This is a genomic window from Acidovorax sp. KPB24-07 (genome assembly GCF_057543315.1).
Genome location: NZ_BAAJYS010000055.1, coordinates 1 through 18,817, shown reverse-complemented (window position 1 = coordinate 18,817; position 18,817 = coordinate 1). Strand labels below are relative to the sequence as shown.

Here is an 18,817-nt window from a genome sequence, read left to right as displayed (position 1 = left end):
GTGCCGGCCAAGCAGCGCGCGGCCATCATCAAGCGCTGGAACGATCTGGTGCTGGCCCACCAGGACGACCTGGGCGCCCTGATCTCCCTGGAGCAGGGCAAGCCCCTGGCCGAGGGCAAGGGCGAGGTGGCCTATGCCTCCAGCTACATCGAGTGGTTCGGCGAACAGGCCACGCGCATGAACGGCGAGGTCATCCCCGCCCCCGTGCCCGGCCGGCGCATGTTCGCCTTGAAGGAGCCCGTTGGCGTGGTGGCCGCCATCACCCCGTGGAATTTTCCCGCCGCGATGATCGCCCGCAAGATCGCCCCGGCCCTGGCCGCCGGCTGCACCGTGGTCTGCAAGCCCGCCGAGGACACGCCCCTCACGTCGCTCGCCCTGGTGCTGCTGGCCCATGAGGCCGGGGTGCCGCCCGGCGTGCTGAACATCGTCACCGCCTCGCGCGAGAAGACGCCCGAGGTGGTGGACGTGTGGCTGGACGATGCGCGCGTGCGCAAGATCACCTTCACCGGCTCCACGCCCGTGGGCAAGCACCTGGCGCGCCGCAGCGCCGACACGCTCAAGAAGCTCTCGCTGGAGCTGGGCGGCAACGCCCCCTTCATCGTGTTCGAGGACGCCGACGTGGACGCCGCCGTGGAAGGCTTCATGGCCGCCAAGTTCAGAAACGGCGGCCAGACCTGCGTGTGCCCCAACCGGGTGTTCGTGCACACGAAGGTGCACGCCGAGTTCGCGCAAAAGCTCACCGCCCGCGTGGCGGCCTTGAAGGTGGGGCCGGCGAGCGACCCGGCCTCGCAGATCGGGCCGATGATCAACGCCCGCGCGGTGGAGAAGATCGAGCGGCACGTGCAGGACGCCGTGGCCAAGGGCGCGAAGGTGCTGACGGGTGGCCAGCGCCTGACCGAGTTGGGCGCCACCTACTACGCCCCCACGGTGCTGGAGAACGCCGACGCGACCATGGCCTGCGCGTGCGAGGAGACGTTCGGCCCGGTGGCGCCGCTCACGCGCTTTGACAACGAACAAGAGGTGATCGCCGCCGCCAACGACACGCCGTTCGGGCTGGCCGCGTACTTCTACAGCCAGGACGTGCGCCGCATCTGGCGCGTGGCGGAGGCCCTGGAGACGGGGATCGTGGGGATCAACGAAGGGGCGCTGGCGGCGGAGGCGGCGCCGTTCGGGGGGGTGAAGGAGTCGGGCTACGGGCGCGAGGGATCGACACACGGGCTGGAGGATTACCTGCACACGAAGTATGTGTGCCAGGGGGGGCTGGGCTGAGGAGGGGCGCTGCGGTGGCGCTTTCGTTAGGCCGTATTCATTCAGGCAGTGCAATTGAATGTTGGAAGCGTGTTGAGCGTCTCCTAAGCAGCGATTGCGACCATTCGACGTTCGCCGCCGCAATTACGCTCTCCGCTTGTTCGCTCCTTGATGCCTCCGTCAACGCGCCGAGCTGGCGGGATGAAACAACCGCAGGCGGTGCGCATCTGACGGAAAAGCTGCTGCGTTGCCTTTGTCACTCGACCACGACGTAGAAGGGCTCCGACTTCCCATATAGCCGGTTGTCACTCTTGCCGATTAAGAAGGCCTCCACGAAGTGCACGCCACGATAGGCCAAATCCTCTTCCCGTGAGAAACCCCTGTCACTGGGATAGAAATCGCCGCGCAGAGTGTTTGCCTCGTAAGCCGCTTGGTCAGTGTTCGTCACCCGCCAAAGCACCTTGAACGACTGATCGAACGGCACGCCGACAGCGTTGGACGCCGTGAAACGGATTGAGCGGCCCCTCCGCAGCAGTTGCAGCGAAGTCACCCCGCCCAGCCGCGTACCCTTCTGCTCGATTAAGAGCTCGGCGGACACGTTGACGCGGTACGACTGTGATGCGGTACGCCACTTGGGGCGCCGGACATAGGGCAGACGGACGATGCGCTCTGGAAGTGCCGCACGGCCGCGCTCGATGACACGCTGGACAAGGTCCTTGAATTGGCCCGCGACCATCAGTGCATCGCTCTTGGACACACTCTCGCTGAGCCGCGCAGCTTCTTTCGCCTCGCCAGCTGCGAAGCTTTCGCCGAAAACGCGCTGCCACTTGCCGATGGACTCGTCGCGGTCCTCCTCAGCGAAAGCTTCGTCGATCCACGTGCGGTAAAGGTTGACCTTCGCGCGGAAGTTTCCATACTGCGTTTGATCCCAAATGCGGCTCTGGATGTCGGACGACAGCACTGGATTTCGGATGACAGGCGCAGTAGGGTATGCCTGCAGGTAGTCATCCAGCCGACCCATCACGGTCTTAAGGCAGGTTGGCGTATCCGCGAAGGCCGCCGTCCCCTTGTCCGAGTCGTAGATGTGCATGCCGACGAGTGTCGTGAACAGAAAAGACGGGCAGGTGAAATTGGTTTTGATGTCGCGCAAGTACTTCAACAGCCGCGTGACTTTTTTTTAGATCGTTGCCGCCCGCCACGCTGTTCCTGCCAACAACCCAGTCTGTGTAGTCGATCGCTGCGGTGGTCTCGAATTCGTTTGTGCTTCGGTTGCAGACCTCGTACCTGTTCGACCACAGTCGGCCCTTAACGCACGGCGCGATGTCTATGCGGCGCACGCCCGCGTATTCGATGGTCACACAGTGCGAATATCGGTGCACCTTGTCCTTGTAGGTGCTGTGGCAGTCAAAGAAGGCGCCAAGCTTGTTGACGTAGTCTTTGGCTTCCCATCCTTCGACCGGCTCCACGATCACCAGCAGATCAGCGTCGAACTCCCCGCCCGTCCGCGGCTTGATGATGGTCCCGTGGGCCCATGAACCGTGGGCTTCAAAGTCGAGAATCGTCGGTCCCCAGCTCGAAGCCTTGATCACCGTCTGAACGGCTTCAACGCTGGCGCCCAATTGGCTTACTCGTGTGTCGTTGAGGTTGACCTCACCGCAGAGGAAAGTCTTGAACTGATCGGCTAGTTTCATGCTTTGCCTCCCTCTCCCAGTGCTCTCTCGGCCTTGCGCACGAGATCCTCCGCGGCGTGGTGAGCCTCATCCTCATTCGCTCGCCTGAATATGGAATAGACCCAGTCGAAGACCAATGGGCTGCGCTCACGGTGCTGGTAAATGGCGTCCTGTAGTGACCTCGATTCGGCCATTAGAGCCGCCGCATCGGCACCACCGAGGGCTTTGCTCCAGATCTTGTCCCACTCGCCATTGAGGTTGGTCAGCGATATCGCGGCATTGGCCTGCTGCATGCGCTCCCGTAGTGCCCACGTCAATACGGGCAGAAACGGCACCACCAAAGTCATGATGAGATCGGGGAACTGCAGCCCCTTATACAAGCCCGCATACAACAGTGTCACTCCGAACAGGAGGGTAAGCGTTAGTAGCCAGCCGCCGTACCGGCGCCTCAGCCTCGCGTCGTAGCTGATGTTTGTGCGCTGGCCAATCAGCCGGGCAAGGTGCAGGGGCACACGGCCGATGCATGCTTCGTACCAGGCCTGAAAGTGCGCCTCGCGCTTCTTTGAGAGCGGCTTGGCCGACAGCCTGCGCACATCTTCATGCTCCACTGGCGCGCCTGTCACGAAACGGTTCCAGGGCAGGTCGAAGACTTCTGTGTCGAACTGCTCCTGCAGCTTGGCGCCGCGCTTGAGCCGGTCTTTCTGGATACGTTCGAACAGTGCCGTCTCCATTACCAGCAAGATCAAGCTGGCCAAGGCCAGGTAGGGCCGGATCTCCGGGGCCTGAGGCCCAAGCGACACGCCAATGACCGGCAACAAGATCGACACAAGGACTAGGATGCCCTGGGTGATCTTGGCGGCGCGATAGTTGCGGTGGCGGGCCCGCAGCAGGCCCCGGTTTTCTTCCGATGCCTGCCGGGACGGGATATCGTTTTTAGGGCTGTTCACTGATCCTCCCGAAAGTATTTATTGTTTTGCAACGCCTCCGTCGCAGTTATCGCGTGTATTTTGGAGGCGCCCCCAAGTTACAAGTGCTTGCAGGATACGACTCAAATGTAAGTTCACGCAACCACCATCACCCGTCCCCAACTGTGCGCGGCCGCAACCAGCCTTTTGCTGCCTTATTTTGCAGTCAGCCTTCAGGCCTCTCGCTCATCCCTGCACAAGAAAAGTAATCCTTGCTCACCAACACATCCAAGCGATGCACCTGGGCCGCCTCAGCAAGGATCGCATTCATCCGCGCCACATCGCGAAAAATATCGCCCCCTCCGCCATCGAAATGCGCCTGCCGCCCCGCCAGATCGGGAAAAGCTTCAAAAATCGCAAAGCGTCTTTCCGAAAACCGAACGGCGAACCACGGGCCCGTGACAGGCTCGGCTTCGACGCAGGCCCAAATGTTCCGCAGCATCTGCAACTCAAGCCAACAGATTTCGCTCCGCCTGAATGGCTGCTACCAATCGGTCCAGCTCTTCGGTGGTGTTGAACAGCGATGGGGTCACCCGCATCACAGGCCCGGAGGCTAACCCTGACTTCGCGACCACCAGAACGCCGTGCTTTGAGATGAAGCGCTCTTGGACCTTGCGCGCCTGCTCCATGGTGCGCAGGCCCGCCAAGCGAAATGCGCTGATCGCGCCATAGTTGTCGCGCTCCTGCGGCAGCATGAGTTCGACACCAGGCACATCCCGCGCCCTGCTGACCCAGTAGTCGCGCAGGGCACGCAAGTGGGAGAACTTGCGTTCCAGGCCGATGCGCTCTTGCACGGCCAAGGCTTTGGGAATGCTGAGCCGGGCTGCCACGTCCACGGTGCCTGTCGGAATGCGCGAGCGCAGGTCCTCCGCCTTGTAGATCTTGTTGCCCAGCCATGGCTGGATGTCTGCCTGTCTTTCCCTCTTGATGTAGATGGCGCCGGTACCCAGCGGCGCGGCCACCCATTTGTGCAGCGAAAAACCGACGAAATCCGCGCCATAGGTTTTTACATCGAAGGGCATATGGCCCACCGCCTGGGCACTGTCCAGAATGACATCGACGCCCCGCGCTTTGGCCATGGCCACGATCTCGGCGACGGGTGGCACCAGGCCATTGCGGTTGGAGACATGGGTCAGCAGCAGCAACTTGGCGCGCGGTGTGTTGCGCAAGATGCTGTCATAGGCTTGCAGCACATTGGCGCGGGTGTGGGGCTCAGGCAGGTTGAAGCGCACGACCTTGGCGCCCCGGCTTTGCTCCAGATAGTCCATGGCGTACTGCATTTCGTCATAGTCGGTGTCGGCATAGATCACCGCGTCGCCCGCGCTGAGTGGCCGGTAGTTGACGATAAGTGAATACAGGGCCTCCGTCCCCCCGCCGCACAGCGTGACCTCGTCCTGTGTGGCGCCGATGAGGTGGGCCACGGCTGCGCGCGACTTGTTGAGTTCGGGATCGCGCGGAATGCCTTGTACCGCGCTGCGCAGGAACGTGGAGTTGTACCGGTTCACCCACATCGAACGCTCGAAGTAATGGGCTTGAACCTCACGGGTCATGGCCCCGTAGTACGCCGCGTCCAGGTTGATCACCGTGCGGTCCACGTCGTAGAGCCCGGCAAGTTCCATTTGCAGTGCGCTGGAGCCTGCGGCGGCCGACATCGAAGTGGCGCCAGTGCCTGTCGTGGCAGGCGTCGTTGCAGATGCAGTGCCTATGGCCGCCGCCAGTGAGCTGGCGGTGGCGTAGCGGAAAAAGTGGCGTCGTTCAATCATGGATGGCTCTTTTCTCTCTAGGGCTTGGAGGTCAGGACGGCAGTGCGCCAGCGGCATGCAGCGCTTGCTCAAGGTCTGCGATGAGCCTGCCCGAAGGCTCCAGCCCAATGGACAGTCGGACGATGCCCGCACTGAATGCGCAGTGCTTGCGTTTTCGTTGCTCTGTTTCGGGGTAGTACGCCGCCAGGCTGTGAACCCCGCCCCAGCTGGCCCCAATCTGGAACACCCGCAGTGCCGAGAAGAACTGGTGAATGGCGGCATCACCGTGGAAGTGCGGAACAAAAGACAGCACGCATCCACCACCGGTGAACGAAGCTGCCCAGCGCGTGTGGCTACGGTCTCCGGGGCGCGGCGGAAAGAGGACCTCTGTCACCGCGTCATGGCTGGTGAGCGCCGAGGCCACGGCCAGCGCACTGGCGCACTGGTGGGAATAGCGCACTTCCAGCGTGTCCATGCCCCGCAGGGCGAGGAAACAGTCTTCGGCACTCACCGCCTGCCCCAGAACACTCTGCGTGGTCCGAAACGCCTCGTACAGCGATCGGCTGTCCGTTGCGATGGTGCCGAGGAGCAGATCGGAGTGACCGCTCAAAAGTTTGGATGCAGCCTCCACCACGATGTCCACGCCCGCTGGAATGCCGCGAAACCCGAGGGGTGAGGCCCAGCTGTTGTCGAGCACCGTGCGCACGCCGGCTGTCCGGGTCACCTCCACGATGGCCGGAATGTCCTGCATCTCCATCGTGATAGAGCCTGGGGATTCGAGAAACACCAGCTTGGTTTGGGGGCGCAGCAAGCTCGCAAGGTCGGCCCCGGCCAAGGGATCGAATGTGTCGTGTTCTATGCCAAAGCGCTGCAGGTAGTCGCGGGCGAAGGTGCGCAGTGGACCATAGGCGGAGTCTGCGATGAGCACATGGTCTCCCGCCTCGAGCAGGGAAAGGGCGATCAAACACAGCGCCGCTTGCCCGGAAGGGACGGCGACACAATGGTGGGCTCCTTCCAGCGCCGCCACCCTTTCTTCCAGCGCGCGCGTGGTGGGGGTGCCAGTGACGCCGTAGGTGTAGCCGTCAAACAGGCGGTCTTTGCGGGAAGTGAAGTCTGCGACGGTGTCGAACAGGACGGTGGAGGCGCGCCAGACGGCGGGTGACAGGCTGCGAAACTGGTCGTTGGGCGCTTCGGGAGAAACGTGGGCTTGTGGGGTCATGCGGATGGCTCTTGCTCGCTGCTTATTCCGGCTTGATGCCCAGGCTGTTGACCACCTTGGCCCATTTGATGGCTTCGGCGCGTATGAAGGCCTGGGCCTCATCGGGAGAGCAACTGCCCAGCTGGATGGCAAGGCTGGAAATCCGGGACTGCACCTGCCTGTCCGCCAGCGCAGTGGCCGTCGCCTTGTGCAGCGCGGTGATGATGGGCTTGGGCACTTTGACCGGCGCCACCAACGCCCACCACTGTCCAAAGTCCATGGTGTTCGGCCCCAGCTCGCTGGCAGAGGGCACATTCGCAAGCTGTGGCACGCGCCGATTGCCCGTCACCATCAGGGGCACGATTTTTCCGGCACTGAACAGGCTGCTCGCGCTTGCCAAGGTGCAAAAGTGACCGCTCAGAACACCCGCCGCCACATCGGTCAATGCGGGCGCTGAGCCTTTGTACGGAATCATCTGCAATTCCAGCTTGGCCTCTTTGGCGTACAGACCCGCCGCCAGATGGCTGATGCTGCCCGTGCCGCTGGTGGCGATGCTCAGAGGCTCTGCCGCCTTTTTCGCATCGGCCACAAATTTCTGGTGCTGCCCAGCCTGGTACTTCTGCGCATCCACGAAAAGGACCAAGGGAGAGACTCCGAGGGTGGATATCGCCGCCGAGTCGTTCATGATGTCGTAGGGCATCTTCTGATAAATCGACGGTGCAATCGCGCGCCAGTTCGATGATGGCGACCGTGTACCCGTCCGCCGCCGACTTCACCATCGCGTCCACACCCAGGCGGCCTGCAGCGCCGGGACGGTTGTCGATCACCACCGGTTTGCCCAGCCCATCGGCCATGCTCTGGCCGACTGCACGGGCCAGCACATCGGTGCTGCCGCCCGCAGACCAGGGGACGATCAGTTTGATGGGCCTGTCGGGGTATGGCGCCTGCGCCCACAGCGAAGCACCGGGCAGCAACATCGCTGCGCTGGCAGCACCCCCCTTTTGCAACAACGATCTGCGATCCATGGCTGTGGTCCTTTCAATGTTGGTGGGCCGACCCATCAGCACCAGCGGGCAGTGCGCGTGGTCCGTAGGCCGGCGAATGAGAGGACTTTAGAATCCAGATCGATAACAATCAATGATGCGACCGATGGGGTCTATGCACAAAGCTGATAGGTGGTGAATGAACTTTCGTCAGATCGAAGCCTTTCGCGCGGTGATGGTGACGGGCTCTGCGTCCCGCGCTGCAGACCTGCTGCAGATCAGCCAACCGGCCATCAGCCGCAGCATTCTGGAGCTGGAGAAGACCACCGGGTTCGCGCTGTTCGACCGGGTCCGTGGTCGGTTGGTGCCCACCGCCGAAGGCCATCTCTTCTTTCGTGATGTGGAGACCACGTTCCAGGGCCTGGACAGACTGCGGATCAGCGCAGCGCGTATTCGGGACTTTGGGACGGGCGACATCCGCATTGCCAGCCTGGCGGCGATGGGATCGACCCTGGTGCCCCATGCGCTGCGCCTGTTTCGGCAAAAGCACCCGTCGATTGCCGTCACCTTGCAGGTGGCCAGCTCAGCCACCGTGCGCGAGCTGGTGGTGAGCAGCCGTTTTGAGGTCGGTCTGGCGGCTGACGAAATCGATGTTGCGGGACTGGAGCACCAGTTGTTCGCCACGCCCAAAGCAGTCTGTGCCATGCCCGAGGGGCACAGGCTGTGCGCGCGCAAGGTGGTCAAGCCGGAGGACCTTCACGAGGAGGCCTTCATCGCGCTCTCGCCGGAGGACACTGTGCGCAGAAAACTGACGCGAATTCTGGAGGCAAGCGACGTCAGGCCCAAGGTGGTGGCAGAGACCCCCAATTCATCCACCGTGTGCGCGCTGGCGATGGAAGGGCTGGGCGTGGGGCTGGTCAACCCCTACGCCACAGACGGTTATGCGGCCCGGGGCGTGGTGTTTCGCCCATTCTCTGCAGCGCTGCACTTTCGAACCTTGCTGATCTTTCGGCCGGATCTTCCCAAGTCACGCATCGTGCGTGACTTGGCGGCTTGTCTGCTGAGTGCGCGCAACGCCAAAGCAGATCGGTGAACTCTCGATGGATGTGAAATGCGTCCACGTTTGCTGAACAGATGACCCCAACCAGCCTGTCTTGCCTTATTTGACAGTCAGCCTCACGGCTTTTTACTCATCCCGGCAATAAGAAAAGTAATCCTTGCTCATCAACACATCCACGCGATGCACCTGAGCCGCCTCAGCAAGGATCGCATTCATCCGCGCCACGTCGCGAAAGATATCACCCCCTCCGCCATCGACATGCGCCTGCCGCCCCGCCAGATCAGGAAACGCTTCGAAGATCGCAAATCGTCTTTCCGAAAACCGAACGGCGAACCACGGACCCGTGGCGGGCTCGGCCTCGACGCAGGCCCGGATGTCGCGCAGCATCTGCACCACCGCATCCTCCTGGCCGGGGCGGGCCTCGATCTCGATGAAGAAGGCCTTGCGGCCCTCAGCGCCTTGTTCTCCCAGCACCTGCACACCCCGGTGCGGTGCGCTGGCAGGTTCGGCGGCGGGCGGGTTCTTGTGCGGGGGCGACAGCGGAGTCATGGGTGCCTTTCGGGGTTCGGTGCAACGCAACGACTGTAGGGTCGCGCCCACTCCGTTGCGTGCCCGAAGATCGGCATTCCTTGCCTGATCGTCCAGGCCGGTTGTGCCGGGCCGGCCTTCCTGGCCAGAATGCGCCATGGCGGACGACGAATTGACGCAAGCGGTCTTGCGCTACACAGGCACCACGCACCAGCGGACGGGCGGCATCACCGCCACGCGGGTGCGCGGCCTGTACCTGGTCCGGCGCACGGCGCCGAGCGCGTTGGAGCATGCGGTGGAGCAGCCCCTGGTGTGCCTGGTGCTGCAGGGCCGCAAGCGGGTCGCCATGGGCAGCCGCACGGTGTCTTATGTGGCGGGCGACACGATGATCGTCACGGCCAACGTGCCCACGGCCAGCCGCATCAGCCAGGCCAGCATCGCCCAGCCCTATCTGGCCGTTGCCCTGGAGCTGGACCCGGCGGTGATCACCGATCTGGTCCTGGGATCGCCGGGGGGCGATGTGCCTCCCGCCACGCCCGACGCGGCCGACACGGGCGATGATGATCTGCGCGATGCCGTGCGCCGGCTGGTGCGGCTGCTGGACCGGCCCGAATCGCTCGCGGTGCTCAAAGCGGGCTTGGTCCGGGAGATCCACCATTGGTTGCTGCGCGGCCGCCAGGGCGCTGCGATCCGCAACATGGGCTTGCCCGACAGCCACGCGCGCCGCATCGCGCGCGCGGTGGCGATCCTGCGGGCCGAGCCCGCGCGGCCGGTGCGTATCGAGCAACTGGCAGCGGTGGCCGGCATGGGCCGCTCGGCGTTCCATCAGCACTTTCGGGCCACCACGTCGCTGTCGCCGCTGCAGTTCCAGAAAGCACTGCGGTTGATGGAGGCGCGGCGGCTGATCCTGTCGCAGGGCAAGAGCATGAGCCAGGTCGCTTTCGAAGTGGGGTACGAGAGTGCCTCGCAGTTCAGCCGCGAATACGCCCGCATGCATGGTCAGCCTCCCACCAGGGACAAGCGGCAGGCATCCGGCCGGGTGGGCATGGTCCGCACTGCGGGTATCGCCAAGGGCTAGCTAGCCCATCGGCCTTGCAGGCGTTTGCTATCAAATATGTAGCGGAATGCCCTAGTGTTGATTGCGCTGGAGCCCGAAAAGGCAAAAAGCCCCGCCCGCTCGCCTGCACCGGCAGGCAAAGCAATGAGCTACCACCAGCGCTGAACCAGCAGATACCCCGCAACGCCAGCCCCCAGCCAGACCCCCAGAACCAGAAACACCCCTGCTCGGCTGCGAGGCTTCTTGCCTTCCGTGCGCATCCATTCTTCCGCCTGGCTTCGGCAGGAAGCCAGCACGGGCGCGGGCAGCAGCTTCACCGTGAGCCAGATCAGCGCCGGCAGCAAGAGGACGTCGTCCACATAGCCCAGGACGGGGATGAAGTCCGGAATCAGGTCGATCGGGCTGAGCGCATAGGCCACGACGAACATGCCCAGGGCTTTCGCGTGCCACGGCGTGGCGGGGCTCTTGCAGGCGAACCAGAGCGTGACGCCGTCTCGCTTGATGCGCCAGGCCCAGGCCTTCAGGGTTTCGTGGACGGACATGGTGCGGGCAGGGGTTGGGAGACCGATTTTGTGGCAGAACCCGCAGAGCGCCCGCGGCACGGCAAAGAGGGGCCAAGGCCCTGGCATCATCGCGCGCATGAATCGCCACTATCTGACCGCCGTCGCCGCCGTGGCGGCAGCGCTGCTGTTGCGCTACCTGCTCAATCCGGTGCTGGGGCAGCAGGGGCCGTACCTCATTTTGACGGTGCCGATCGTGGTGGCTGCGATCTATGGAGGGTTCGGCCCGGCACTGCTGGCCACGGTGCTGGGCACGTCGGTGGGCACGTACCTGTTCATCGAGCGCGGCGCTGGTTTGCGCGAGGTGCTGCAGCCAGAGAACGTGGCCCGGCTTCTGCTTTTCCTGGTGATCGGCCTGGGCATCGGTCTGATGGGCGGGCAACTGCGGCGCTCGCGCGTGGCGCTGGCGGAAAAGATGCAGCAGCTCAAAGCCAGCAACCGTGCCAAGGACAACGCCATGGCCATCCTCGGCCATGAGATCCGCAACCCGCTGTCCGCCATCCATTCCGCGCAGGCGGTGCTGCAGCGATCGCCCGGCGATGAAAAACGGGTGCTGCGGGCCAGCGAGATGATTGGCCGCCAGGTGGCGCAACTCACGCGCATGGCGGACGACCTGCTCGATCTGTCCGGGCTGATGCGCGCAAGCCCGCCGCCGAAGGTGCCGGTGGATCTGCAGCAGGTGCTGCGACAGGCGCTCGAGCAGAGCGCGCCGCTGGTGGCCAAGAAGGGCCACCGGCTCGACGCCGATCTGGGCGATGCGCCCGTGGTGGTCACTGGCGATGCGCTGCGGCTGGTCCAGGTGTTCGCCAATCTGTTGACCAACGCCGCCAAGTACACCGATCCCGGTGGCGAGATCGCCCTGCAGGTGCAATGGCGCGGCGAGCGCCAGGTGGCGGTGGCGATCCGGGACAACGGCGTGGGCCTGCCTCCAGGCTCCGTGGCCGACTTGTTCGAGCCGTTCGTCCAGGCGCCGGGCGCCGCCTCGAATGCGGAAGGCGGGCTGGGTCTGGGACTGGCGATCGTGCGCAAGATCGTGCTGGCCCACGGGGGCGAGGTGGTGGCCGAGAGCCAGGGACTGGGCCTGGGCAGCGAGTTCACGGTGGTGCTCCCCCTGGCACGCACGGGCGCCTGAAGGCGCCGCCGCCCGGCGCGGCAGCCCGCGCTGCACCAGGGTCAGGAGGCCGGTCGGATGCGTTCGAAGAGGCCTTCATAGCGCTCGACGAAACCGTTGGCGTCCACCGTCAGGAGGGCTTCGAATCCCCTGAAAAGGCCCAGGTCCACATAGCGCAGCTGCCTCGGTCCGAGCCGGTCGTACCGCTGCCGCGACCGCGTGACGGTCCACTCCAGTACGTCGATGAAGGCGGTTTCCAGGCGGAGGCTTTTGCCGGTAGACAGCGGCGTGCGCAGGATCGGGAAGGTGTTGCAGAAAGGGGTCGCGGACAGGTCGGGTTCTTCGGCGCCGTCCAGATCGGTGCGCGGCTTGCCGTCGACGGTCCAGCCGCTGCCGTTGCGTTCGAGCGCCAACCGCCGGTGGCCGTTGGCGTTCCAGCGCTCGACCTCGACCGACTGCGTGTGCCAGTCGGGTGTGATCCGCCAGCGATGGGTGAGCTGGAAGCAGCCGCCCTCCAGGCCGATCACCGTGGACGATGCGGTGATGCCGTCGTGCGCGACGTGCAGCGTCAGCCGCTCCAGGCTGGCATTGGCCGTTCCGCGCCAGAACAAAACGGATGTGCCGGGTGCGGCGCGAGCGGGTGCGGGAGTGGGGGCGGAAGCAGGGGCGATGGGCATGTGCGGGCTCCTTCAGGCGGCTGCACCGGCGAAGAAGCCGGGTCCGCGGTTTCGGTTCTGGTGCAGGATGGTGCGCAGATTCCATTAAGATGGAAACATATTCCACTTTACTGGACGAGGCGATGGTGGCATGAAAGGCAACAGGGCCGGCGGGCCGCTTTCGCAGGGCGTTCTGCCGATGCCGCCGGATTGTTCCAAAGCGCTGAAGTCCGCCCGCCGTTCGGCATGTTCCCCATGAATCACACCCCCATCCCCGAGGTTCGACTGATCGACTGCGACGAGGCCGCCCATGCGGGGGCAATTCTCGACATTCTGAACGAGGCCATCGCTCATTCGACGGCCCTCTACGACTATGCGGCACGCCCGCCATCGGCGATGTCTGCCTGGTTCGCCACGAAGCGCGCGAACGGCTTTCCCGTGGTGGGAGCGGTCGACGCGCAAGGCGCGTTGATGGGTTTTGCCTCGTGGGGCACTTTCAGGGCGTTTCCGGCCTACAAGTACACGGTGGAGCACAGCGTCTACGTACACAAGGACTGCCGTGGGCGCGGGTTGGGCGCGCTGCTGATGCGAACGCTGGTGGAGCGCGCCGGGGCGGCGGGCCTGCATGCGATGGTGGGCTGCATCGATGCGGCCAACGAGGGGAGCATCCGGCTGCACCGGCAATTGGGGTTCGTCCATACGGGCACGATGCCGCAGGTGGGGTTCAAGTTCGGCCGGTGGCTGGATGCGGCGTTCTACCAGCTCACGCTGGAGACGCCGCTCGATCCGGTGGACGGTTAGGCGGCGGACCGTTCGGTGCTGGTGAGAGGGCGCGCCGCGCCGCGCCGTCCTCAAGCCGCCGGGGCCGCGCGCGCTTCGCCGCAATCCGGGTATTGCCGCAGCCGCTCGATCAGCCATCGGCCCGCAGGCCCGGGCAGCGAGTCGCGCCGATAGACCGCTTTCATCTCCAGCATGGGATCGCCCTGCACGCCGGTCTCCACCTGGATGCGCACCAGCCGCCCGTCGCGCATGTCGTCTTCCACCATGGGCCGGGGCATGTGCCCCCAGCCGAGGCCGGCGCGCAGGAAGGCGTGCTTGGCGCCGATGTCCGCCAGGCGCCACACGGTGTCGCCCAGCACGCCGAAGTCGCGGCCGGCGGTGAGGGGCGAGCGGTCGGTGAGGACGAGCTGAACATGGCCTTTCAGCTGCTGGCGAGTCAGCCGGCCCGGCTGCTGGGCCAGCGGCGATCCCGGGGCCGTCACGGTGACCATGGGCACGCCCATGAGCGGCACCTGTTCGAACTCGGGCGGAATGACGGGCAGCGAACCCATCACGCCCACGCGGCAGCGCCCGTCCAGCACCCATTGGGCCGCGGCGCCGAGTGCCTCCACCTGCAGTTGCAGCGTGGTGCCGGGAAAGGCGAGGGCAAAGGCGCCGATGGCGTCGGTCAGCGCCGCCATGGGGAACATGACATCGACCACGACCGACAGTTCGGGCTCCAGGCCGGCGGCCATCGAGCGTGCCTCGGCCTTGAGCGTGTCGGCCGCGCGAACGATGTCGCGAGCGCGGCCGGCCAGGGCCTGACCCTCCGGGGTGAGGGCGGGCAGGCGCGCCGCCCTGGTGAACAGCGTGACGCCGAGTTGCGCCTCCAGCCCGGCGATGGCCTGGCTGACGACCGACTGCGCCCGGCCGACGCGGCGGCCGGCGGCCGAGAAGCTGCCGGTTTCCACCGCGGCGACGAAGATGCGCAGGTGGTCCAGGGAGACGCCATCGAGCATGGTGATGTCCTCAATCCATCGTTAAAGCAGATGGATCATATTCAATCAAATAGGCTTCGCAGATGGAGGGCGCGTCTCTACATTGGGTGGGCAGCGGCGCCACGGCAAACCGGATGTGGCACCGGCGCAGATTTGTCCAGCACTTCTTTTTCAGGAGCACCCCACCATGTCCGCCTTGCTTTCCCCCTCCGCCCAGCGAACCATCGTGCGGCGCACCCGTGGCCGTGGACACGGTCCCATCACCCGGCTGATGAGCCCTGGCGACCTGGGCCAGGTGCTCAAGCCTTTCGTGTTTCTGGATCTGTTCCAGGGCGAATCGTCGTTTGCCGGTGGCATGCCCATTCACCCGCACTCGGGGCTGGCCATCGTCACGGTGGTGACCGAGGGCGACTTTCGCTTCGACGACGCGGTCTCGGGCGAGGGGGAATTGGCCTACGGCGGCGTGGAGTGGATGCGCTCCGGGGGCGGCGTGTGGCATGGCAAGGAGCTTTCACCAGGGCAGTCGCCGCGCATCGCGGGTTTCCAGCTCTGGCTGGCCCTGCCGCCCGAACTGGAAAACGGCCCGGTGGATAGCCAGTACATCGAGGCCAAGGCCATGCCCGCCAGCGGCCCGGTCACGGTGATCCTAGGCGAATACGCCGGCCTTCGCAGCCCGGTGCGGGCACCGGAGGGCGTTCACTACCTGCTCGTCACGCTGCAGCCCGGCCAGGCGTGGACGTATGTGCCGCCCCAGGGGCACGATGCGGCCTGGCTGGCGGTCAGCCACGGCCAACTGGTCGGTCCCAACGCGGTGGCCACGGGCGAGATGGCGGTGTTTGGCGCATCCGGCACGATCGAGCTGCAGGCCTCGCAGGAGCGCAGCGCGGTGTTCGTGATCGGGTCCGCTGAGCCGCATCCGCATGATCTGGTAACGGGCACGTATTCGGTGCACACCAGCCGGGCGGCCCTGGCGAAGGGGGAGGCAGGCATTCAGGCACTGGCCGAGCGCATGGCACTGCGCCCTGCGGGGCCGCAGCGGCGCACGGCGGTGTTCAGCGGCTGACGGCATCGCGCCGCCGGGCGAGCACGGTGGGCACGGGCCCGTTCAGTTCGCGCCGCCCACGCGCTGCAGCGCTTCCAGGTGCAGCAGTTCGATGCGCCGGTAGCGCAGGCCGATCAGGCCTTCCTGCGCCAGGGCGTTGAGTTCTTTCGACAGGGTCTGCCGCGTCACGCCGAGCATCATGGCCAGCGCCTCCTGCGGCACGGCCACGCTGGGCCGCAAGGTGGCGGACTGGGTGGCGTCGCCGCGCGCCAGGGCCAGCAGGCGGTGCACCACGCGCACGCGCAGCCCGCGCAGGGTGGCGTCTTCCATCATGCTGTACAGGCCCCGCACCCGTGAGGCGAGCAGGGTGGCCATGGCGTTGGCGAACACGGGGTCGGCCATCTGCGCGGCGAAGGCGGCGGGCGGCACCACGAGCAGGTCCACCCCGGTGAGCGCGGTGGCGTCGTGCGTGCGCGGCGAGCCGTCGATGAGGGTGATCTCGCCAAACCAGTTGCCCGGCTCCAGCAGCACCAGGATGGCTTCGCGCCCGTCGTCGCGCAGCGTGGAGATCTTGAGGGTGCCGGCCAGCAGGCCGTAGAACCCGCTGCCGGCCGCGCCCACCGGGTCGCCCTGGCGAAAGGGCATGGCGCCACGCTGCAGGTGCACCAGTTCCGCCGTGCCCAGCAGGCCATTGCGCTGCGCGGCGGGCAGGGCCGCGAACCAGGGATTGCCTTCCAGGGTGCGGCGTTGGGCGGGTGACAGCGGGGGCGTGTGGGGCATGCAGGGCGATGTGCGGTCCGGCGCGGGCGGGTAAACCAAGGGGTCGAACTGTCAATTATTGGACAGTTGGCGGGGCAGGGCGCGCCTACAGTGGCCCGGTTCCCCACGGAGACAACACGATGCAGACCCCAAAAAAGGCGACCTTCGTGCGCATGCAGGACAGCACGCGCGAAGACTGGCAGACCATCGGCGGCGAGTTCATGCAGTTCTCGCGCGGCCTGGCGGACCGGGTGGCGGCGCACCTGCGCATTCTGGAAGGCGACTACGGCGGCTTTCCGGTGGACCGGTATACCCATTCGCTGCAGACCGCCACCCGCGCGCTGCGCGATGGCCAGGACGAGGAGTACGTGGTGTGCGCGCTGCTGCACGACATCGGCGACACGCTGGGCTCGTTCAACCACCCCGACATCGCGGCCGCCATCCTGCAGCCGTTCGTGAGCGAGGCCAACCACTGGATGGTCCAGCACCACGGCATCTTCCAGGGGCACTATTTCTTTCACCACATCGGGCTGGACCGCCACCTGCGCGACCAGTTCGCGGGACACCCGCACTACCAGCAGACAGCCGAGTTTTGCGAGCGCTACGACAACCCGGCGTTCGACCCGCACGCGGAGACGCTGCCGCTCGACACCTTCATGCCGATGCTGCGGCGCGTGCTGGCCCAGCCGCGCCAGAGCCTCTACAAGGCAGCGCTGCAGCCGCCGCAGCCGGCCGCCGCCTGACGGCTGCCGGCTGCCGCCGCCCTCTTTCCCATGCACCCACCCCAAGGAATGTTCATGAATGCGATCTCCCCGTCCGAAGTCCGGCAACTCGTGTCTGCCGAAGAGTGGCAGTTGCGCGTCGATCTGGCCGCCTGCTACCGCCTGGTGGCCCTGCACGGCTGGAGCGACCTGGTGTTCACCCACATCAGCGCGCGGGTGCCGGGGCCGGAGCACCACTTTCTCATCAACCCCTACGGCCTGATGTTCGACGAGATCACGGCGTCCAGCCTGGTCAAGGTGGATTCGCAATGCAACAAGGTGATCGACTCGCCCCATCCGGTGAACCCGGCGGGCTTCGTGATCCACAGCGCGGTGCATGCGGCGCGCGACGACATCCAATGCGTGCTGCACACCCACACCCGCGCCGGCATCGCCGTGAGCGCGCAAAAGGACGGCGTGCTGCCCATCAGCCAGCAGTCGACCTTCGTGCTGGCCTCGCTCGCTTACCACGACTACGAAGGCGTGGCGATCCGCGACGACGAGAAGACCCGCCTGCAGGCCGATCTGGGCCGTGCCAACTTCCTCATGCTGCGCAACCACGGCCTGCTCACCTGCGGCAAAACGGTGGCGGATGCGTTCCTGGCCATGTACACGTTCGAATCCACCTGCCAGATCCAGATCGCCGCGCAGTCGGGCGGCGGGGAGCTGACGCGGGTGCACCCGCAGATCGTGCAGGGGGTGGGCCATGCGATGAAGGTGCAGACGGGCGGCCTGGGCGGGCAGTTCGTCTGGCCCGCGCTGATCCGCAAGCTCGACCGCACCGACCCGGGCTACCGCGACTGAGCGCGGCGGCCCCGATGGACAGCACCCTCATCGTCACGCGCTTTCTGTTCGGCGCGCTGGCACTCGTCATGTTCGGGCTCGGCCTCACCCTCCGGGTGGCCGACTTCCGGCGGCTGCTGCACAGCCCCAAGGCCGTGGGCATTGCGCTCGGCCTGCAGGTGATCGGCCTGCCGATCCTGTGCTACGCGATCATCCGCGCCTTCGGGTTGTCGCCGATTTTCGCCATCGGCCTCATGCTGCTGGCCGCGTCGCCGGGCGGCATCTCGGCCAACCTGTTTTCCCACCTGTTCGGCGGCAACGTGGCGATGAACATCTCGCTGACGGCGGTGAACACGCTGCTGTCCATCGTCACGCTGCCGATCATCGCCAACGCGGCCATCGCCCACTTCGCCCAGAGCGGGCAGGTGGTGCCGATCCAGACCGGCAAGCTCCTGGAGGTGATCGCCATCGTGCTGGTGCCGGTGGGGTTGGGCATGGCCGCGGCGGCCCGCTGGCCGGCCTTCGCGGCGCGCATGGAAAAGCCGGTGAAGGTCTTCAGCGCGCTGGTGCTGGCGGTGGTGTCCATCCTGTCCATCGCCAAGGAGTGGAGTTCGATCGCGAGCACCTTCGCCGAGATCGGGCCGGCGGTGCTGGTGTTCAATCTGGCGAGCCTGCTGTCCGGCTACTACCTGAGCCGCGCGGCCGGGCTGGACAAGCCGCTGGCCACCGCGGTGAGCTACGAGATCGGCATCCACAACTCGACGCTGGCCATCTTCATCGCCCTGAGCGTGCTGGGCAGCTACACGCTGGCGCTGCCCGCGGCCATCTACTCGGTGCTGATGTACATCACGGCGCCGCTGTTCGGCTGGCTGCTGCTTCGCCGTCCGGCGCCTGCGGTGCCGGCTCAGAATTAGTGCGCCTGCGGTGCCGGCTCAGA

The 18,817-nt window shown here is 65.6% G+C and carries 21 protein-coding genes and 1 pseudogene; 9 read left to right on the top strand and 13 right to left on the bottom strand.

What is annotated here, in order from left to right:
* Positions 1-1,269 (top strand): NAD-dependent succinate-semialdehyde dehydrogenase (locus AC27IQ_RS09105; RefSeq protein ID WP_487089279.1); only part of this gene is annotated, 1,269 nt, incomplete at its 5' end.
* A gap of 235 nt (positions 1,270-1,504) precedes the next feature.
* Here the strand turns inward: AC27IQ_RS09105 and AC27IQ_RS09100 are convergent.
* The 8 genes and pseudogenes from AC27IQ_RS09100 to AC27IQ_RS09065 form a co-directional block, all read right to left on the bottom strand.
* Entirely contained in the window at positions 1,505-2,338 is an 834-nt protein-coding gene (locus AC27IQ_RS09100; protein WP_487089278.1) for a nucleotide-binding domain-containing protein, read from the bottom strand.
* A complete protein-coding gene (locus tag AC27IQ_RS09095; RefSeq protein WP_487089277.1) occupies positions 2,277-2,939 on the bottom strand; it encodes an SMODS domain-containing nucleotidyltransferase in 663 nt (220 codons plus the stop codon). The genes AC27IQ_RS09100 and AC27IQ_RS09095 overlap by 62 nt, the downstream gene beginning before the upstream one ends.
* Positions 2,936-3,865 (bottom strand): S-4TM family putative pore-forming effector, encoded by a 930-nt coding sequence (locus AC27IQ_RS09090; RefSeq protein ID WP_487089276.1) that lies wholly within the window; start codon positions 3,863-3,865, stop codon positions 2,936-2,938. The genes AC27IQ_RS09095 and AC27IQ_RS09090 overlap by 4 nt, the downstream gene beginning before the upstream one ends.
* Before the next feature lie 184 nt (positions 3,866-4,049).
* Positions 4,050-4,325 carry a hypothetical protein gene (locus AC27IQ_RS09085; RefSeq protein WP_487089275.1) on the bottom strand — a complete coding sequence of 92 codons (276 nt, stop codon included), beginning with the start codon at positions 4,323-4,325 and terminating at the stop codon, positions 4,050-4,052.
* A 7-nt stretch (positions 4,326-4,332) separates the two neighbouring features.
* Entirely contained in the window at positions 4,333-5,718 is a 1,386-nt protein-coding gene (locus AC27IQ_RS09080) for an aminotransferase class V-fold PLP-dependent enzyme (RefSeq protein ID WP_487089274.1), read from the bottom strand.
* Entirely contained in the window at positions 5,678-6,844 is a 1,167-nt protein-coding gene (locus AC27IQ_RS09075) for a trans-sulfuration enzyme family protein (RefSeq protein WP_487089273.1), read from the bottom strand. The genes AC27IQ_RS09080 and AC27IQ_RS09075 overlap by 41 nt, the downstream gene beginning before the upstream one ends.
* Before the next feature lie 22 nt (positions 6,845-6,866).
* Positions 6,867-7,523, bottom strand: a complete 657-nt coding sequence (locus tag AC27IQ_RS09070) for a tripartite tricarboxylate transporter substrate-binding protein (RefSeq protein WP_487089272.1) — start codon at positions 7,521-7,523, stop codon at positions 6,867-6,869.
* A 97-nt stretch (positions 7,524-7,620) separates the two neighbouring features.
* Positions 7,621-7,677, bottom strand: a pseudogene (locus tag AC27IQ_RS09065) (hypothetical protein); the annotation flags it as partial.
* Positions 7,678-8,005: 328 nt separating this feature from the next.
* Here AC27IQ_RS09065 and AC27IQ_RS09060 point away from each other — a divergent pair.
* Positions 8,006-8,899 carry a LysR substrate-binding domain-containing protein gene (locus tag AC27IQ_RS09060; protein WP_284406125.1) on the top strand — a complete coding sequence of 298 codons (894 nt, stop codon included), beginning with the start codon at positions 8,006-8,008 and terminating at the stop codon, positions 8,897-8,899.
* A 93-nt stretch (positions 8,900-8,992) separates the two neighbouring features.
* On the opposite strand, the gene AC27IQ_RS09055 is transcribed toward AC27IQ_RS09060, so the two are convergent.
* On the bottom strand, positions 8,993-9,415 hold the full coding sequence (locus AC27IQ_RS09055) for a putative quinol monooxygenase (protein WP_487089271.1): 423 nt from the start codon (positions 9,413-9,415) through the stop codon (positions 8,993-8,995).
* 136 nt (positions 9,416-9,551) lie between these two features.
* Here AC27IQ_RS09055 and AC27IQ_RS09050 point away from each other — a divergent pair, with 136 nt between their 5' ends.
* Positions 9,552-10,472 (top strand): AraC family transcriptional regulator, encoded by a 921-nt coding sequence (locus AC27IQ_RS09050; RefSeq protein WP_487089270.1) that lies wholly within the window; start codon positions 9,552-9,554, stop codon positions 10,470-10,472.
* A gap of 128 nt (positions 10,473-10,600) precedes the next feature.
* On the opposite strand, the gene AC27IQ_RS09045 is transcribed toward AC27IQ_RS09050, so the two are convergent.
* Positions 10,601-10,993: a YkvA family protein gene (locus AC27IQ_RS09045; RefSeq protein WP_284426678.1), complete on the bottom strand. Its 393-nt coding sequence runs from the start codon at positions 10,991-10,993 to the stop codon at positions 10,601-10,603.
* A 97-nt stretch (positions 10,994-11,090) separates the two neighbouring features.
* Between AC27IQ_RS09045 and AC27IQ_RS09040 the strand changes: the two genes are divergently transcribed.
* On the top strand, positions 11,091-12,143 hold the full coding sequence (locus tag AC27IQ_RS09040; protein ID WP_487089269.1) for a sensor histidine kinase: 1,053 nt from the start codon (positions 11,091-11,093) through the stop codon (positions 12,141-12,143).
* Positions 12,144-12,184: 41 nt separating this feature from the next.
* Here AC27IQ_RS09040 and AC27IQ_RS09035 read toward each other — a convergent pair whose 3' ends face one another.
* Complete coding sequence (locus tag AC27IQ_RS09035; protein WP_487089268.1) at positions 12,185-12,799, bottom strand: putative glycolipid-binding domain-containing protein; 615 nt, start codon at positions 12,797-12,799, stop codon at positions 12,185-12,187.
* Between the two features lie 234 nt (positions 12,800-13,033).
* Here AC27IQ_RS09035 and AC27IQ_RS09030 point away from each other — a divergent pair, with 234 nt between their 5' ends.
* On the top strand, positions 13,034-13,579 hold the full coding sequence (locus tag AC27IQ_RS09030; RefSeq protein ID WP_284398877.1) for a GNAT family N-acetyltransferase: 546 nt from the start codon (positions 13,034-13,036) through the stop codon (positions 13,577-13,579).
* A 50-nt stretch (positions 13,580-13,629) separates the two neighbouring features.
* On the opposite strand, the gene AC27IQ_RS09025 is transcribed toward AC27IQ_RS09030, so the two are convergent.
* The gene (locus AC27IQ_RS09025; protein ID WP_487089267.1) at positions 13,630-14,556 is read right to left on the bottom strand and encodes a LysR family transcriptional regulator; all 927 of its coding nucleotides are present in this window, start codon (positions 14,554-14,556) and stop codon (positions 13,630-13,632) included.
* Positions 14,557-14,722: 166 nt separating this feature from the next.
* On the opposite strand from AC27IQ_RS09025, the gene AC27IQ_RS09020 reads away from it, so the two are divergent.
* A complete protein-coding gene (locus tag AC27IQ_RS09020) occupies positions 14,723-15,598 on the top strand; it encodes a pirin family protein (RefSeq protein WP_487089266.1) in 876 nt (291 codons plus the stop codon).
* A gap of 42 nt (positions 15,599-15,640) precedes the next feature.
* Here AC27IQ_RS09020 and AC27IQ_RS09015 read toward each other — a convergent pair whose 3' ends face one another.
* Positions 15,641-16,357: a Crp/Fnr family transcriptional regulator gene (locus tag AC27IQ_RS09015; protein WP_317358300.1), complete on the bottom strand. Its 717-nt coding sequence runs from the start codon at positions 16,355-16,357 to the stop codon at positions 15,641-15,643.
* Between the two features lie 119 nt (positions 16,358-16,476).
* On the opposite strand from AC27IQ_RS09015, the gene AC27IQ_RS09010 reads away from it, so the two are divergent.
* The 3 genes from AC27IQ_RS09010 to AC27IQ_RS09000 are packed head-to-tail and all read left to right on the top strand — an operon-like array spanning position 16,477 to position 18,794.
* Complete coding sequence (locus AC27IQ_RS09010; protein WP_284406133.1) at positions 16,477-17,079, top strand: HD domain-containing protein; 603 nt, start codon at positions 16,477-16,479, stop codon at positions 17,077-17,079.
* A 54-nt stretch (positions 17,080-17,133) separates the two neighbouring features.
* Positions 17,134-17,901: a class II aldolase/adducin family protein gene (locus tag AC27IQ_RS09005; protein WP_487089265.1), complete on the top strand. Its 768-nt coding sequence runs from the start codon at positions 17,134-17,136 to the stop codon at positions 17,899-17,901.
* A 14-nt stretch (positions 17,902-17,915) separates the two neighbouring features.
* The gene (locus AC27IQ_RS09000; protein ID WP_487089264.1) at positions 17,916-18,794 is read left to right on the top strand and encodes a bile acid:sodium symporter family protein; all 879 of its coding nucleotides are present in this window, start codon (positions 17,916-17,918) and stop codon (positions 18,792-18,794) included.
* Positions 18,795-18,817 lie beyond the last annotated feature (23 nt).